This is a genomic window from Neorhizobium sp. T25_13 (assembly GCF_002968675.1).
GTDB classification, from domain to species: Bacteria; Pseudomonadota; Alphaproteobacteria; order Rhizobiales; family Rhizobiaceae; genus Neorhizobium; species Neorhizobium tomejilense.
Window position 1 is genome coordinate 142,167 of sequence record NZ_PVBI01000005.1, and the last position, 15,850, is coordinate 158,016.

The window sequence follows — 15,850 nt, forward strand, 5'->3', positions numbered from 1 at the left end:
GGGAAAGGCTCATCGGACGAAACTCACACGCTGGCCTTGGACTTGCGCGGCTGGGACGCCTGGTCCGGATTGGGGGCTGGCGCGATCATGCCCATCGGCATGCCGCTTCTCAGTTCATCCTCCTGCTCGGACATCACAGCCTTCAGCCGCGCCGCGATATTGCCCTGGCGGTTCTCGTTGACGACCTTCTGGCCGACGAGATCGGTGACATAGAAGGTATCGATGACCTTTTCGCCGAAGGTGGTGATGCGTGCCGAATGGATGTCGAGCGAGAGATCGGCGAGCACGGCGGTGATATCCGCAAGCAGGCCGGTGCGGTCGAGGCATTCCACCTCGATGACCGTGAACTTGTTCGACAGGCCGTTCGAGAGAATGACCGATGGCGGAATGGTGAAGGTCTTGTTGCGCTTGCGGGACTTGGCACGCGTCGCGATGACTTCCGGCAGCCGCTTCTTGCCCGACAGCACGTCCTCGATCATCCGGCTGATCGTGCCGGCGCGGCGCAATTCGTCCTCATCCACCGGAAATTCGCGGTTGATCAGAATGGTGTCGAGCGCCCGCCCGTCCGAGGTCGTGAAGATCTGCGCATCGGCGATGTTGGCGCCGGCCGCGGCGCAGGCACCGGCAATGATCGACAGCAGGCGGGGATGGTCCGGCGCCAGGACGGTGATCTCGGTGATGGCGTGGAAGCTATCGGTTCTCACCATGGTGGCAAGCGCCTGGCCTGCCTTGTCCGTGTCTCGGAGGAACTTCGTGTGACGGACCTGGTCGTCCAGCGAGACCGACAGGAGGTAGGGCTGGTAATGCAGTTTCGAATAGGTGCGGCGGTCCTTGGCGCTCCAGTCGGCCAATGCCTTGACGAGCTCCTCCTCGGCAACCTTGGCGCGCTCCTTGCGCGACACCTCGGAGAAGCCGCCCGAGAGCAGCAGCTCGGTCTCGTAATAGAGCGTGCGCAGCAGCTGGCCCTTCCAGCCGTTCCACACACCCGGGCCGACGGCGCGGATATCGCAGATGGTCAGGATCAAGAGCAGCTTCAGCCGGTCCATCGACTGCACTTTTTCGGCGAAGTCGGTAATCGTCTTGCGGTCGTGCAGGTCGCGGGTCTGGGCCGTCATCGACATCAGGAGATGCACTTCGATCAGCCAGACGACGAGTTCGGTCTGTTTGGCATTGAGGCCGAGACGCGGGCAAAGCTTGCGCGCGATGCGGGCGCCTGCGATCGAATGATCTTCCTGGCGGCCTTTGGCGACGTCGTGCAGCAGCACGGCAACGTAAAGCGCCTCGCGCTCTTCGACGCTCGGCATCACCTTGTTGGCGAGCGGGTGGATATCGGCAGCCTTGCCCTTGTCCACTTCCGAGAGCGCCTCGACCGAGCGGATCAGATGCTCGTCGACCGTATAGTGATGATACATGTTGAACTGCATCATCGCGACCACCTTGCCGAATTCCGGAATGAAGCGGCCGAGCACGCCCGCCTCGTTCATCCGGCGCAGCATCAGCGCGGGATCACGCCGCGAGGTCAGCATCGAGAGGAAAAGCCGGTTGGCCTCCTCGTTCTCGCGCACATCGTTGTCGATCAGCGAGAGCGAGCGGGTCATGCGCTTCAGCGCATCGGGATGGAGTTCCAGCCCGTTGATATCGGCCACATGGAAAAAGCGGATGATATTGACCGGATCGCGCTTGAAGACGTTCGGATCGGCAAGCGTGATGCGGCCGCGGTCCACGACGAATTCGACGGTGCCGGGGATCTTGTGGAGACGTTTGGTGAAGCGTGAGATGACGCGGTTGGTGAGGCCGGGTGCCGCCTTCGCCTGCTGCTCCTCCAGCGCGGCGCAGAGAATGCGGGTCAGATCGCCGACATTCTTCGACACGAGGAAATAGTGCTTCATGAAGCGCTCGACCGCGGAGAGGCCGGGGCGCGAGTGATAACCGAGGCTCTCTGCGATCTCGCGCTGGATGTCGAAGGAGAGACGCTCCTCGGCCTTGCCGGTCAGGAAATGCATCTGGCAGCGCACCGCCCAAAGGAAGTCGTCGGCCTTTTCGAACGAGCGCGCTTCCTCCCGGGAAAGAACGCCCACCTTGACGAGCTCGGTTGTTTCGCGAACCCGGTAATAATATTTGGCGATCCAGAAGAGGGTGTGAAGGTCGCGCAGGCCGCCCTTGCCTTCCTTGACGTTGGGCTCGACCAGATAGCGCGTATCGCCGGCCTTCTCGTGGCGATTGTCGCGCTCGGCAAGTTTGGCGGCGATGAATTCCGGACCGGTATCGGCAACGATTTCCTTGTCGAAACGGCTCTCGAGGTCATTCACCAGCGCCTCGCGGCCGCAGATGTAACGGCTTTCGAGAATGGCGGTGCGGATCGTCATGTCCGTCTTGGAAAGACGGATGCATTCTTCGACGGTGCGGGTCGCATGGCCGACCTTGAAGCCCATGTCCCACAGCACATAGAGCAGGAACTCGACGGCCTTGCGCATGGTCTCGGTATTTCGGGGGGGCAGCAGGAACAGGAGATCGATGTCCGAACCCGGCGCCAGCGTATCGCGGCCGTAACCGCCGACGGCCGCCACGGCGATATCCGTGCCCTCGCTATAGAGGCCCTCGGCAATCGTCTCGTAGAGAACGCGGATCAGCTGGTCCTGGAGCCAGGAGATGCGGCGGGCGCAATTCAGCCCGCTGCCGTCCTTGGAAAGGAGCTGGCGGGCCTTTTCGCGGCCCTCGACGCTTGCCCGGCGCAGCAACGGCAGAAGCGCCGCCCGCAATTCGAGCTGAGGGCGATCCTTGTCCGTGACGATCGCCCTGCAATCGGCCCGAAGACGGGCCACGTCGAGAAGTTCAGAAAAATCGATGTCGTGTCTGGCCATGTTATCCTGCCGGTGCCCGGCCTGCGGAGGGAGGCTATAATCGTTTTGAGGCACCTTGACCAACGATTATCATCATCGGACGTTTCAAAGTTGTTGCTTCCTGCGTCGAACTTCAAGCCGATGTTTTTCTGGCACCGGCGTCTTGCGCGGCCCTTGCCTCCGCCCTCCACTGCTTGGGGTTCGTCCCCGTCACCCGACGGAATTCACGGTTGAAGTTCGATTTCGTCGAAAATCCGACGTCCAGCATGATCTGGATCACCGTCCGCTCGGTCTCTCGCAAGAGGCGGCAGGCTTCAGCGATGCGGCGGTCGTTGACGAACTGCGAGACATTCAGCCCCGTGACCCGATTGATGGCGGCAGAGACCTCGCGGGCCGGAAGCCTCGCCTTGCGGGCAAGCTTGGCAAGGCTCAGGTCTTCGCTCCTGTAAAGCTCGCCCTCCTCCAGCGCCGCCTCGATACGGGATAACGTGGCCTTGTCTTCTTCAGTCGGCTTGAGTGCGGGGGAAACGGCACTTTGTTTGGGCCGGGAGAAATCGGGGGCGAAATAATAGACGATCACGGCGGCTATCGCCGCGAGGTTCATCATTGTGACAGCCAACGGTACATCGCCTGAGCCGTAGATATCGGTGTAAACCGCCAGTGCGGCATCGCTGACGGCGAAGAACAGCATCAGGCCCGCGGTCAATCGGGCGGCGCGCACGGCTGGGCGAACCCGCTGCAGGGAGGCCTCCGCCATCACGTCGTCGCCCGAAAGGGTCAGACGGTAAAGCGCAACGCCATAGGCGAAAAAGATCACCAGCAGCAGCGGGTCGACAAGATCGCGGAAGAAGCCAACCGCCACGGCCACGACACCGGGCACCACGGCGTGCAACCAGGGCCGATCGAGGGGTTTTGCGGTCAGGCCGCGGAACGCCAGGAAGGCAAGCGGCGGCATAATGGACGCGGTGATCGGCAGTAAGGGCACCAATCCATTGACGCCGTAGCCGAAGCGCAGCCCTACGCCGACGCCTTGAAATGCATAAAGCACAAGGAAGGCATGGAAATAACGCCGCGTGCCGGGCAGTTCGACGCCCTTCAGGCTGCGATAAAGCGTCAGCGCGAAGACGAGGCCGGCAAGAAAAGGCAAGGGAACGGACAACACGCAGGATACCCGATGAAACGGCCTCGATCATGATCTCGGAGGCCTTTATCACGTTCCGGGTCGAAAGGCAGGTGGGTCGACTGCTTTGATGCGGCACATCAATGGAAACCGCTGTCGAAACGTTAGGCCTTGAGCTGCTTCTTCAGCGCATAAAGCGCGTCCAGAGCCTCGCGGGGGGTCATGTCGTCCGGGTTGATGGCCTTCAATGCGTCCTCGACCCTGGAAGGCCCGGCGCGCTTGGCTTCTTCGCGGCGGACCGCGACCTGGAAGAGCGGCAGGTCGTCGATCAGCTGGCTCGCGGGGTTCTTACGGTCGGAATCCTCGAGCTTGGTCAGCACGTCGCGGGCACGGGCGACCACCGAGTCGGGCAGGCCTGCAAGCCGCGCGACCTGAATGCCGTAAGAACGGTCGGCAGCACCGGGGCCGACTTCGTGCAGGAAGATCACCTCGCCATCCCATTCCTTCACCCGCATCGTGGCGTTGGAAAGCCGGTTCAGCTTTTCCGAAAGCACGGTCAGCTCATGGAAGTGGGTGGCGAAGAGGCCACGGCACTTGTTCGCCTCGTGCAGGTGCTCGACTGCCGCCCAGGCGATCGACAGGCCGTCGAAGGTCGCCGTTCCACGGCCGATCTCGTCGAGGATGACCAGCGAACGGTCGCTCGCCTGATTGAGGATGGCGGCGGTCTCGACCATCTCTACCATGAAAGTGGAGCGGCCGCGGGCCAGATCGTCCGAAGCGCCGACGCGGGAGAAAAGCCGGTCGACAATGCCGATATGGGCGGACGTCGCCGGAACGAAGGAACCCATCTGGGCGAGGATGGCGATCAGCGCGTTCTGGCGTAGGAAGGTCGACTTACCACCCATGTTCGGACCGGTGAGCAGCCAGAGCGCGCCGAACTCACCGCCATTATGCGGCGAGAGATCGCAGTCATTGGCGATGAACGGGCCGACGGACTGTCTGCGCAGCGCCTGCTCCACCACCGGATGGCGGCCGCCTTCGATCGCGAACATGCGCGAGGCATCCACGACCGGCCGGCGGTAACTCCATTCGTCGGCGAGCATGGCAAGGCCTGCCGCGACGTCAATCACCGCCAGCGCCCGGGCGCCGGCCTTGATTGCCTCCGCCTCCGAGGTCACGGCTGCGACCATCCTGTCGAAGGCTTCGAGCTCGATGGTTAGCGCCTTGTCGGCCGCATTGGCGATTCGGCTTTCGAGATCGGCAAGTTCCGTCGTCGTGAAGCGCATCGCACTTGCCATGGTCTGACGATGGATGAAGCGCGCCTTGCCCTCCGGCGTATCGGTCATCGTGCCGGAATTGCCGGCCGTCACCTCGATGAAATAACCGAGCACGTTGTTGTGCTTGATCTTCAGCGATTTGATGCCCGTCTCCTCGGCATATTGGAGCTGGAGCGCGGCGATGACCCGGCGCGACTGGTCGCGCAACGCCCTCACCTCGTCCAGTTCCGAATGAGCGCCGTCGGCGAGGAAGCCACCGTCGCGCTTCAGGAGCGGCAGTTCCTGCGCCAGCATATTGCCGAGCATGGATTCCAGATGAAGCGGCAAGGCCTTGAGGTCGTCGAGCGCCTGCCCCAGCTCCTCGGGCAGCATGGCACGGTCAAGGAAGCCCGCGACACCGCGGGCCGCTTCCAGCCCCTGCAGGATACTGCCGAGATCCCGTGGGCCGCCGCGGTCGAGCGCCAGGCGCGACAAGGCGCGCGGCATGTCCGGAACGTGCTTCAACCCGGAGCGCAGTTCACTGCAGAGCGACGGCTCTTCGAGCAGGAAGGAGATGGAGTCGAGACGTCGGTTGATGCGGTCGGGATCCGTCAGCGGCGACATCAGCCGTTCAGCGAGCAGGCGAGCCCCGCCGCCGGTCACCGTGCGGTCGATCGCCTTCAGGAGCGTGCCTTCACGCTCCCCCGACAAGGTCTTGGTCAGTTCCAGGTTGCCGCGGGTGGCGGGGTCGATGAACAGCGTCGAGGCGCCGCTTTCGCGCTCGGGGCGTCCGAGCGGCGGACGTTCGGCGATCTGCGTCTTTTCCACATAAGCGACGGCTGCCGCCGCGGCGGCGAGCTCTGCACGCGAAAAATTGCCGAACCCGTCGAGCGTGCCGACGCCGAAATAACGGGTGATGCGGCCCTCGGCGCTGGCGCTGTCGAAGAGCACGGACGGCTGCGGCACCGCGACCTTGCCGAGCACATCGAAGACGGGTTTGAGCTCGGCGTCGTGAAACATCGTATCCGGCAGGATCAGTTCACGCGGTTCGATGCGCAGGATATCGGCGAGCAGCCGGGACTGATCGGTCTCCGCCAGCCGGAAGACGCCGGTCGAGATATCGATCCAGGCGAGTGCCAGAAGCGGTTCGGCGGCACCCTTGATGCGGGCAAGCGCCATCAGGTAGTTCGACTCGGAGGGCGAAAGAAGTTTTTCCTCGGTGATCGTGCCCGGCGTCACCAGCCGGACGACGTCACGCTTCACCACCGATTTCGAGCCGCGCTTCCTGGCTTCCGCCGGGTCTTCCACCTGTTCGCAGACGGCGACGCGGAAACCGAGCGAGATCAGCTTCTGCAGATAGTCGTCGGCAGCATGCACCGGAACGCCGCACATCGGGATTTCGCGGCCGAGATGCTGGCCGCGCTTGGTGAGCGTGATGCCGAGCGCACGCGACGCATCGACCGCATCCTCGAAGAAGAGTTCATAGAAATCGCCCATGCGGTAGAAGAGCAGCGAACCCGGATTGTTCGCCTTGATCTCGATATATTGCTCCATCATCGGCGTTGCCGACGCGCGACTTTCCTCCGAGGCAAGCTCGGCAGTATTCAGGGCTTCGATGGGGAATCTTTCAAACTGGGTCACGGAACCGATTTTTTGTTGCGCGCTGGAACTTGCGACACTATCGATGAAGGCACCTGAAAGACAACATCTGCCGCGGCCTAGAGGACGGCTGCCCACAAAAAGCTGGAGGAGACATGCCTGCTAAGGACAAGGCCACGGGGAAGGCCGCACGTGCGCGGGCTTCCGTGACCGAACAGGAAGCACTCGATTTCCATTCGGAAGGCCGCCCGGGTAAACTCGAAATCAATCCCACCAAGCCGATGGCTACCCAGCGCGACCTGTCGCTCGCCTATTCGCCAGGCGTCGCCGTGCCTGTCCTGGCAATCGCCGCAAACCCGGCAACCGCCTATGACTACACGACGCGCGGCAACATGGTGGCGGTCATCTCCAACGGCACGGCGATCCTCGGCCTCGGCAATCTCGGAGCGCTTGCCTCGAAGCCGGTGATGGAAGGCAAGGCCGTGCTGTTCAAGCGCTTCGCCGACGTCGATTCCATCGACCTTGAAGTCGATACGGAGAATGTCGACGAGTTCATCAACTGCGTGCGGTTCCTCGGCCCCTCTTTCGGCGGCATCAATCTCGAGGATATCAAGGCACCGGAATGTTTCATCATCGAGAGCCGCCTGCGCGAGTTGATGGACATCCCGGTCTTTCATGACGACCAGCACGGCACCGCGATCATCGCCGCTGCCGGCCTGATCAATGCGCTGGAGCTGACCGGCCGGGACCTCAAGACCACCAAGCTCGTCTGCAACGGCGCTGGTGCTGCGGCAATCGCCTGCGTCGAACTCATCAAGGCGATGGGCTTCAATTCGGAAAATATCATCCTCTGCGACACCAAGGGCGTCATCTATCAGGGCCGCACCGAAGGCATGAACCAGTGGAAGTCCGCCCACGCGGTGAACACTGCCAAGCGGACCCTCGCCGAGGCCATGAAGGACGCGGATGTCGTATTGGGCCTTTCCCAAAAGGGCGCCTTTACCGAAGAGATGATCCGCTCCATGGCCGACAGGCCGATCATTTTCGCGATGGCCAACCCCGATCCGGAAATCACGCCGGAAGAAGTCGCCCGCATCCGCGACGACGCAATCATGGCGACCGGCCGTTCGGACTATCCGAACCAGGTCAACAACGTGCTCGGTTTCCCCTATATCTTCCGTGGCGCGCTCGACGTGCGGGCCAGCCAGATCAACGACGCGATGAAGATCGCCGCCGTCAACGCGCTCGCCAATCTCGCCCGCGAAGACGTGCCTGACGATGTTGCCGCCGCCTACCAGGGCAACCGCCCCCGTTTCGGGGCGCAATACATCATCCCGGTCCCGTTCGATCCGCGCCTCATCTCGGCGATCCCGGTCGCCGTTGCCGAAGCGGCGATGGAAAGCGGCGTCGCCCGCAAGAACATCGCCGATCTTGCCGCCTACGCCTCAGAACTCTCCGCCCGCCGCGATCCGATCGCCGCGACCACACAAGGCATCTACGAGCGCGTCCGCCGCTTCCCGAAACGGGTTGTCTTCGCCGAGGCCGAAGAAGAGCAGGTCATGCGTGCGGCGATTTCCTTCACCAACCAGAAGCTCGGCACTGCCATCCTTCTCGGGCGTGACGACGTCATCCGCGCGACGGCGGAAAAGGCCGGCATCGATCTCGACCGTCCCGGCATCGAGGTCGTCAATGCACGCCTCTCCAATCGTGTCGATGCCTATATCGACCACCTCTATGCCCGCCTGCAGCGTGAAGGCTTCCTCCACCGCGATGTCCAGCGCCTTATCCATAACGACCGCAACCATTTTGCCGCGACGATGGTCGCCATCGGCGATGCGGATGCGATGGTGACCGGCACGACCCGCAATTATGCGACGGCGCTCCAGGACGTCCGCCGCTGCATCGATCCGAAGCCGGGGCACAAGATAATCGGCGTATCGCTGGTGATCGCGCGCGGCCGGACGATTTTTGTCGCCGACACGGCTGTCCACGACATGCCGAATGCCGAGGATCTTGCTGACATCGCCGTCGAAGCCGCCCGCGTCGCAAAGCGGATGGGTTACGAACCGCGTGTCGCGCTCGTCGCCTATTCGACGTTCGGCCAGCCAATCGGCGAACGGTCGGAACGGGTTCGGGAGGCGGTCAAGATCCTCGACCAGCGCCGCGTGGATTTCGAATATGACGGCGAAATGGGCGCGGACGTGGCGCTCAATTCGCACCGGATGGAGCAATATCCGTTCTGCCGGCTCTCGGGCACAGCCAACGTGCTGGTCATGCCGGCGATCCATTCCGCCTCGATCTCGACCCGCATGTTGCAGGAACTCGGCGCTTCGACGGTGATCGGCCCGCTGCTTGTCGGTCTCGACAAGTCGGTGCAGATCACCTCGATGGGGGCGAAGGACAGCGACATCGTCAACATGGCGGCGATCGCGGCCTACAACGCCGGAACGTGAGTTTCTTGTAAACGGGACCCAAGTGGACTAAGTTCAGTGAACTAAGTCCACTTGGAGACTTGCTCCGTGAAAACCGTCAACATCCATGAAGCCAAGACCCATTTGTCGCGCCTCGTCGAAGAGGCGGCAAAGGGCGAAGCGTTCGTCATCGCCAAGGCCGGCAAGCCGATGGTGAAGGTCGTGCCGCTGGCGGAAGCGCCGAAGAAGAAGCGACGGGCCGGCTTTCTAAAAGGCTACGCATCCGTTCCAGATGATTTTGACACAATGTTCGCCAAGGAAATTGAAGAGATGTTTTACGGGAAATGAGAGTTCTCCCGGATTCTCATATCCTCGCTTGGTTCGCCGACGACGCGCCAAAGCTCACCGACGAAATGCGTGCCATCATCGAAGATGAGGAAAATGAGCTTTTCTTCAGTGCCGCCAGCCTCTGGGAGCTGACTATCAAACGAGCGCTCAATCGTAGTGGTTTCAATATCAGTCCGCGCGTTTTACATCGCGCTTTGCTCGACAATGGATTTCAGGAATTACACGTGAGCACCGAACATGCTCTTGCTGTGGAAAACCTACCTCCGATCCATAAGGATCCGTTCGACCGGATTCTCATCGCACAGAGTATTTCCGAAGGCATGCTGCTGCTGACTTCGGATGAAACCGTCGCACAATACGACGGTCCCATAAGGCTTGTCCGTTAGCTCGCAAACCGTCCCGCATCAGCGCCGAAGTGGGTGATGTAGCGGTCCGAGATCGAGGCGATCGGCAGGACGATCAGCACGTCGGTGGTGTTGAAGGCGTGGTCGATGACCGCACCGTCGCCCACCATGGCACCGAGGCGCAGATATCCCTTGATCAGCGGCGGCAACAGGGAGAGTGCCTTGCGGGTGTTGACGCCTTCCATCGGCATCAGGTCCATCGAACGATAGAGTTCCGGCCGTGCCGAAACCGCCCAATCGCCCTTGGTCGAAACCGTGTGGTGCAGGAAAGACAGCGCCATGGCGTGTTCTTCGGGCGAAACGCCCGGGAAGGACGCGCAACCGAACATCGCGTTCATGCCGTGCTTCAGCGAATAGGCCCAATTGCCCTGCCAGAGCAGTTCGACGGTGCGCTTGGTGCGATAGTCCGGCAGCACGCAGGAGCGGCCGAGTTCCATGAACTGTTTGTCGGGATGACGCGCAAGCAGCGGCTCGATGTCGAATTCCGACGCCGAATAGAAGCCGTTATTGGCCAGCGCCACTTCCTGGCGGAGCAGGCGATAGGTGCCGACGATCTGATCTTCGATATCACCCTCGATTGCGTTGTCGACGACCAGAAGGTGGTCGCAGATCGCATCGAAGGCGTCGACGTCGCGGCGGCGGCGCATGGCGTCCGGGCTCAAGGTCGCGTGCATTTCTTCGACGAAAACGCGGTAGCGAACCGCCTGCGCGGCATCGATTTCACGCTCGCTGCGGGCAAGCCGCGTTTCGAGCGTGCCAATGCGGCCGAAGACATCGCCGCTTACCGGAGCAGAGGCCGGCGCCTGGGTTGTTTCAGGTATCACTTCACGGTTCAGGAGTTCGATTGCCAAGGTGATTCTCCCCGTCCCGGTTCGATCACCGCCTTAAATCACTTCTCTGCGACAAGAACGTGACATTCGCTGTCACAATAGGTTCCAGGGATGGTCGCGTCAACGCGCCTGTTGGCGCTCGGTGGAGAGAACTCCCAAAATTCGGACCTCCTCCAGAAGTGTCAGCGGATCGACCGGCTTTGCGAAGACGCGGCTGGCCCCATTCAGAAGCACCTCGCGATGCGTCGCTTCACGGCTCTCGCCTGTCAGCACGATCACCGGGACCAGAGGGCGGGCGCCCTCCTGCTCCTCGGCACGCAGCGCCGCCAGGAGATTGAAAACATCTCCTCCGGGCATATACATGTCGGAAATGATGAGATCGAGCGGCATGTCCCGGTTGAGTACCGTCTCGATCAGCGTCGGGAAGTCGTCGACGAGACGGACCCGGTGTCCGGCCTTTGTAAGAACCGAGCGGATGATCAGCGCATTGACGGGATCGTCCTCACCGAGCAACACCTCGAGCCCTTCCCCATGTCTTTCGATAACGGGCGGCGGGGGCATGGCCTGGTTGTCATTCAGCGCGTCGCGTGTGCCGAAGCCGCGCAGGCGGCCGCTCAAGACGTCGATCAGGGATTTTTCCCGGAGCGGCCGGATAAGCCAGGCGTCGAAAAAATCCTGCGGCTGGGAAGCGCGTTCCTCCGGGTTGACGAGCAGGATGCGGTGGAGCGGCGCATGCGCCTTTTCATTTGCATAATCGGAGGCCAGCCGGTGATCGACGATCAGGTCGGTATAGGGCAGCAGACCTGTCTCGGCGCGGTCGATCAGCATCTGGGCGTCGGCCGTGTTGGCGACATGCCGGCAGCGCCCGCCAAGCGTTTCGATCGTCGCGACCGTCGCCTTGGCGGCAGGTCCTTCCGGCGCCAGAAGCAGAACCCGGGAGATGGCCAGCAACTGATTGCGTTCTCCGGTACCCGATTGCGCCGTTTCCGCGAAATGCAGAGGGAAGCGGATCGTGAACGTGCTGCCGGTCCCCCTCTGGCTGGCGACGGAAAGCGATCCGCCGAACTCCGTCAGAATGCGCGAGGCGATGCCGAGACCGAGACCGGTGCCGCCACTGCGGGCCTCGGCAGACCCAGCCTGTTCGAATTCACCAAAAACCCGCGTCAGTTCATCGACCGCCATGCCGGGACCGGTATCGATGACGGCAATGGCGACGTTGCCGTCTTCTACCGCCGCCCGCACCAGCACGCCGCCATGAGCGGTGAATTTCACCGCATTGCCGATAACATTGAAAAGCACTTGCCGGATGCGGCCCGGATCGAGATCGAGAAGGTCGGGGAGATCGGCAGTCATCGTCGCGGCGATCTCGATGCGCTTCTCGTGGGCGCGCGGCGCCAGCATCTCGACGACATTTTCGATGAGGTGGCGGAGATTTTCCGCCCGGTTGTTGAGCCGGAAGCGGCCGGCTTCCAGCGTCGAATAATCGAGCAGGTCTTCGACGAGCTGCGCCAACGCATAACCGGACTGGCGAATGCCGCTCAGATAGTTCTGCTGTTCCGCCGTCAGCTTGGTCTGGCCGAGAAGATGCGTCATCCCGAGAATGCCGTTGAGCGGCGTGCGGATTTCATGGACCACGGTGGCGATCTGCCGGGATTTCGCAGCGCTGGCCGCCTCTGCATTCCTCAACGCATGCTGGAGCCGGGGAACCGTGCGCTGGCGGCGCCACTCGGATATCCGGAAAAAGAGCGAGGCAAAGATGCTGCGCGGCGCCCTCTTTTCTTCATCCTGCCGCAACCCCAATGCGGGCACGACCTTTTCCGGCACCGGTTCGGCCATATCGGCCGCGGCGGGAGACGCGAACGCCTTCGAGATCCGTTCATGTATGTCGGCGATATCTCGCATTGGGAAAGACTAACCGGGTTTCTTTCCCAATTCTTAGAGCAATCAGGTAAAATTTTACTGATCAGCCTTTTTCGGGCCGAACAGCTCGTCGAGGATGACCAGGCCTGCCCCGATGGTGATGAAACTGTCCGCCAGATTGAAGACCGCGAAGGACCACGTCTCGGTGTGAAACAGGATGTAGTCGATCACGTGGCCATAGGCGAAGCCGTCGATCAGGTTGCCGATCGCGCCCGCGATGATCAGCGCGAAGCCGCTGTGGGCGAAAGGACGCTCCTTCGGGGTGCGGCGCCAGAGCCAGAGCACGAAGGCGACGATCAGCACCCGCATGCCGACGATGAATTCCCGCTCCATGCCGGACAGCAGTGAGAAGGCGACGCCGAGATTGTAGGTTCGGTAGAGCGCAAGCACCGGCAGAAGCGGAACCGCCTCCTGCATCGGAAGATAATTCTCGACGGCGATCTTCACCACCTGATCGAGAATGACGGCGATGACGATGACGATCAGAGCCACCAGAGGCCGCGAAAGAAGGGCTACGCGTGCGGTCATTTCTTCTCGTCCAGGGTTAGCAGGTGGCGGCGGGCCTCGAAGAGCATCACGGCGGACGCGACGGCGAGGTTGAGCGAGTCCGCCCTGCCCTGCTGAGGAATGCGAACGGTGCGATCGGCAGCCCTGGCGAGGCTATCCGGCAGGCCGGACTGCTCGTTGCCCATCAGCAGCACGACCGGCTTTTTCGAGTAATCCACGGTGCGATAATCGACGGCGCCGGCGAGATGGGTCGCCACGACCTGGGTGCCGGAGCGCTTCTGCCAGATCAGGAATTCTTCCGGCGAACATTTGACGACCGGTACCGCGAAGACCGAGCCCATGGTGGCACGCACGGTTTCCAGCGAAAACGGGTCAGTGCATTCGCCGACCAGGATGACCCCGGTCGCGCCGGCCGCGTCGGCGGTGCGGATGATGGTGCCGAGATTGCCAGGATCGCGCACGCGGTCGAGCGCGACCAGCGTCTCGTCCCTGCCCGGCCGCAGATCGTCGAGCCTTTTCCAGCGCTGCTCGAAAATGCCGACGATCATCTGCGGATTGTCGCGGCGGGTGACCGACGAGAGCACCTTCTCGCTGACTTCCAGCACCAGGCCGCCATGGGCGACGGTCTTTGCCGCCACCTGCTCGACAAGCGTCTTGCCCTTGGCCGCCTTGGCATAGACCAGCGTGCGGATTTCCCAGCCGAGCTCCAGCGCGTCGATGACGAGCTTCAGGCCTTCGGCCATGAAGGTGCCGCTCTCTTCGCGGTCCCTCTTGTTGGTGAGCGCCTTGATGTCCTTGATGATCGGATTGGAAAGCGAGGTGACTTCCTTCACCTGGCCGACCCGCCGTGGTCCGGACTTCTGAAAATCGTCGTTCATACCGGCACCCAGCGACTGAAAAGGGAAGTGGAAAGCGCGCGGCCCGGCGTCTTGCCGTCCAGCCCCGCCTCGCGGATGACGAGCTCGCCCGATTCCACGGCGCCGCCGGCGCCGCGCATCGTCTCGCGCATCAGCTCATGGATGGAATAGAAGCTGGCGCGGATGGAATAAGCGGTCAGGACAAGGCCGATCGCCTTCGGTGACAACAGCTCGCGGCAGATGTCGAGCATCAGCGGCAGATGATCGAAAAGCTGCCAGACTTCGCCGTTCGGGCCGCGGCCGAATTTTGGCGGATCGGTAAGGATGATGTCGTAGCGGTTGCCGCGACGCTCCTCGCGCAGGATGAACTTCATCGCATCCTCGCAGATCCAGCGGATCGGCGCCTTGTCGAGACGAGCGAGCGACTGATTTTCCCGCGCCCAGCCGATCGCCTTCTTGGAAGCATCCACATGAGTGACTTCCGCCCCGGCAGCCGCCGCGACCAGCGATGCGACGCCTGTGTAGCCGAACAGGTTGAGCACCTTCACCGGGCGCTTCGCCTCCTCGATGCGGTTCTTCATCCACTCCCAGTGAACGATCTGCTCCGGGAAGACGCCGACATGGCGGAAGGACGTGAAGCGGCCGAGAAAATCGGTGCCGAGTAGCGACAGCGGCCAGGTTTCGCCCAGCGCTTCCTTGGTGAACCGCCAGCGGCCCATGCCGTCCTCGTCCGTGTCGCCGGTAAAGAGCGCATCCGCCTTTTCCCAGACGTGGGCGGGAAGAGACGGTTGCCAGAGCGCCTGAGCTTCCGGCCGGACAATGCGATAAGGACCGTATTGCTCGAGTTTGAGGCCGTTGCCGCTATCGATCAGGTGAAAGTCACCGGCACCGAACGATTCGAGAATGATCGGCACGCGCTCCGGCGGCCGCTCGCCGCTGCGCGGCAAAAGCGGACGGGTTTCCGCCGGTACTGCGGCCGGCGCGGGTTTGGCGGCCCTTTCCGGCGGCCGTGGGGCCTGCCTGACTGCCGCCGGTTTTGCGGTGGCGTGCCCGCGGGAGGACCGGTTGCCCGCCTCGCTCCGGGCTTTTTCACCCGGCCGCCTTTCCTTGTTCTTCAATACGTTCATCCGCCTGGATTTTGAGACTTGCGGCAGCAGATAGCATTTGCTCGCCATTCTTCAAAGCCGGGGAGCCGATGGCGGCGTGTTTTATTGATGACCCGGCCTGTCCGCCTTTTGTCCCCCTTGGCAAAGATCACCACCCTTGCAATAAGGCTAGCAACGGCGGATGGAGGATCATCGCATGGATATGGGCGGCGAAGAACGTATTGCAGCACCCCGCGACGTGGTCTGGGCGGCGTTGAACGACCCGGAAATCCTTCGCCAGTGCATCCCCGGTTGCCAGACGCTCGAACAGAAGTCTCCGACCGAGCTCTCCGCGACCGTCAAACTGAAGGTCGGCCCGGTTTCGGCGAACTTCTCCGGCGAAGTGACACTCTCCGACATCAACCCGCCGGAAAGCTACACGATATCGGGCGAGGGCAAGGGCGGCATCGCCGGTTTTGCCAAGGGCTCCGCGACCGTCACTCTGGTCGAAGACGGCAGCGATACGCTGCTGCGCTACTCCACCAAGGCTCAGGTGGGCGGCAAGATCGCGCAGCTCGGCTCGCGGCTGATCGATTCCACCTCGCAGAAGCTCGCCGGCCAGTTCTTCGCGGATTTCAACAAGGCCGTGGTCGCCAAGGCCGCGCAAGCCTAA

12 protein-coding genes are annotated in these 15,850 nt (G+C 62.3%); 4 read left to right on the forward strand and 8 right to left on the reverse strand.

Translation table 11 applies throughout. The annotated features are described in order from the left end of the window. Nucleotides 1-23: 23 nt before the first annotated feature. The 3 genes from C5J22_RS13430 to mutS form a co-directional block, all read right to left on the reverse strand. Entirely contained in the window at nt 24-2,861 is a 2,838-nt protein-coding gene (locus C5J22_RS13430) for a [protein-PII] uridylyltransferase (protein ID WP_105438626.1), read from the reverse strand. Between the two features lie 112 nt (nt 2,862-2,973). After that, complete coding sequence (locus C5J22_RS13435) at nt 2,974-4,002, reverse strand: AraC family transcriptional regulator (protein WP_172746616.1); 1,029 nt, start codon at nt 4,000-4,002, stop codon at nt 2,974-2,976. 122 nt (nt 4,003-4,124) lie between these two features. After that, entirely contained in the window at nt 4,125-6,773 is a 2,649-nt protein-coding gene (gene mutS, locus C5J22_RS13440; protein WP_245440371.1) for a DNA mismatch repair protein MutS, read from the reverse strand. 197 nt (nt 6,774-6,970) lie between these two features. Between mutS and C5J22_RS13445 the strand changes: the two genes are divergently transcribed. From C5J22_RS13445 to C5J22_RS13455, 3 genes are all read left to right on the forward strand, one after another. Continuing rightward, nucleotides 6,971-9,268, forward strand: coding sequence for an NADP-dependent malic enzyme (locus tag C5J22_RS13445; RefSeq protein ID WP_105404200.1), 2,298 nt, complete (start codon nt 6,971-6,973; stop codon nt 9,266-9,268). 66 nt (nt 9,269-9,334) lie between these two features. Further along, nucleotides 9,335-9,574, forward strand: coding sequence for a type II toxin-antitoxin system Phd/YefM family antitoxin (locus C5J22_RS13450; protein ID WP_105438629.1), 240 nt, complete (start codon nt 9,335-9,337; stop codon nt 9,572-9,574). Beyond that, nucleotides 9,571-9,960: a type II toxin-antitoxin system VapC family toxin gene (locus C5J22_RS13455; RefSeq protein WP_105438630.1), complete on the forward strand. Its 390-nt coding sequence runs from the start codon at nt 9,571-9,573 to the stop codon at nt 9,958-9,960. Before C5J22_RS13450 ends, C5J22_RS13455 begins: the two co-directional genes overlap by 4 nt. On the opposite strand, the gene C5J22_RS13460 is transcribed toward C5J22_RS13455, so the two are convergent. From C5J22_RS13460 to C5J22_RS13480, 5 genes are all read right to left on the reverse strand, one after another. Then, nucleotides 9,957-10,829 carry a GNAT family N-acetyltransferase gene (locus C5J22_RS13460; RefSeq protein WP_105438631.1) on the reverse strand — a complete coding sequence of 291 codons (873 nt, stop codon included), beginning with the start codon at nt 10,827-10,829 and terminating at the stop codon, nt 9,957-9,959. The genes C5J22_RS13455 and C5J22_RS13460 overlap by 4 nt on opposite strands. A 99-nt stretch (nt 10,830-10,928) precedes the next feature. Continuing rightward, nucleotides 10,929-12,710: a hybrid sensor histidine kinase/response regulator gene (locus C5J22_RS13465; protein WP_105438632.1), complete on the reverse strand. Its 1,782-nt coding sequence runs from the start codon at nt 12,708-12,710 to the stop codon at nt 10,929-10,931. A gap of 54 nt (nt 12,711-12,764) precedes the next feature. Next, nucleotides 12,765-13,256 (reverse strand): signal peptidase II, encoded by a 492-nt coding sequence (lspA, locus tag C5J22_RS13470; RefSeq protein ID WP_105438633.1) that lies wholly within the window; start codon nt 13,254-13,256, stop codon nt 12,765-12,767. Further along, a complete protein-coding gene (locus C5J22_RS13475) occupies nt 13,253-14,113 on the reverse strand; it encodes an RNA methyltransferase (RefSeq protein ID WP_105438634.1) in 861 nt (286 codons plus the stop codon). The genes lspA and C5J22_RS13475 overlap by 4 nt, the downstream gene beginning before the upstream one ends. Continuing rightward, nucleotides 14,110-15,219, reverse strand: a complete 1,110-nt coding sequence (locus C5J22_RS13480; protein WP_105438872.1) for a class I SAM-dependent methyltransferase — start codon at nt 15,217-15,219, stop codon at nt 14,110-14,112. The genes C5J22_RS13475 and C5J22_RS13480 overlap by 4 nt, the downstream gene beginning before the upstream one ends. Before the next feature lie 175 nt (nt 15,220-15,394). Here C5J22_RS13480 and C5J22_RS13485 point away from each other — a divergent pair, with 175 nt between their 5' ends. Next, nucleotides 15,395-15,850, forward strand: a complete 456-nt coding sequence (locus tag C5J22_RS13485) for a carbon monoxide dehydrogenase subunit G (protein ID WP_046630421.1) — start codon at nt 15,395-15,397, stop codon at nt 15,848-15,850.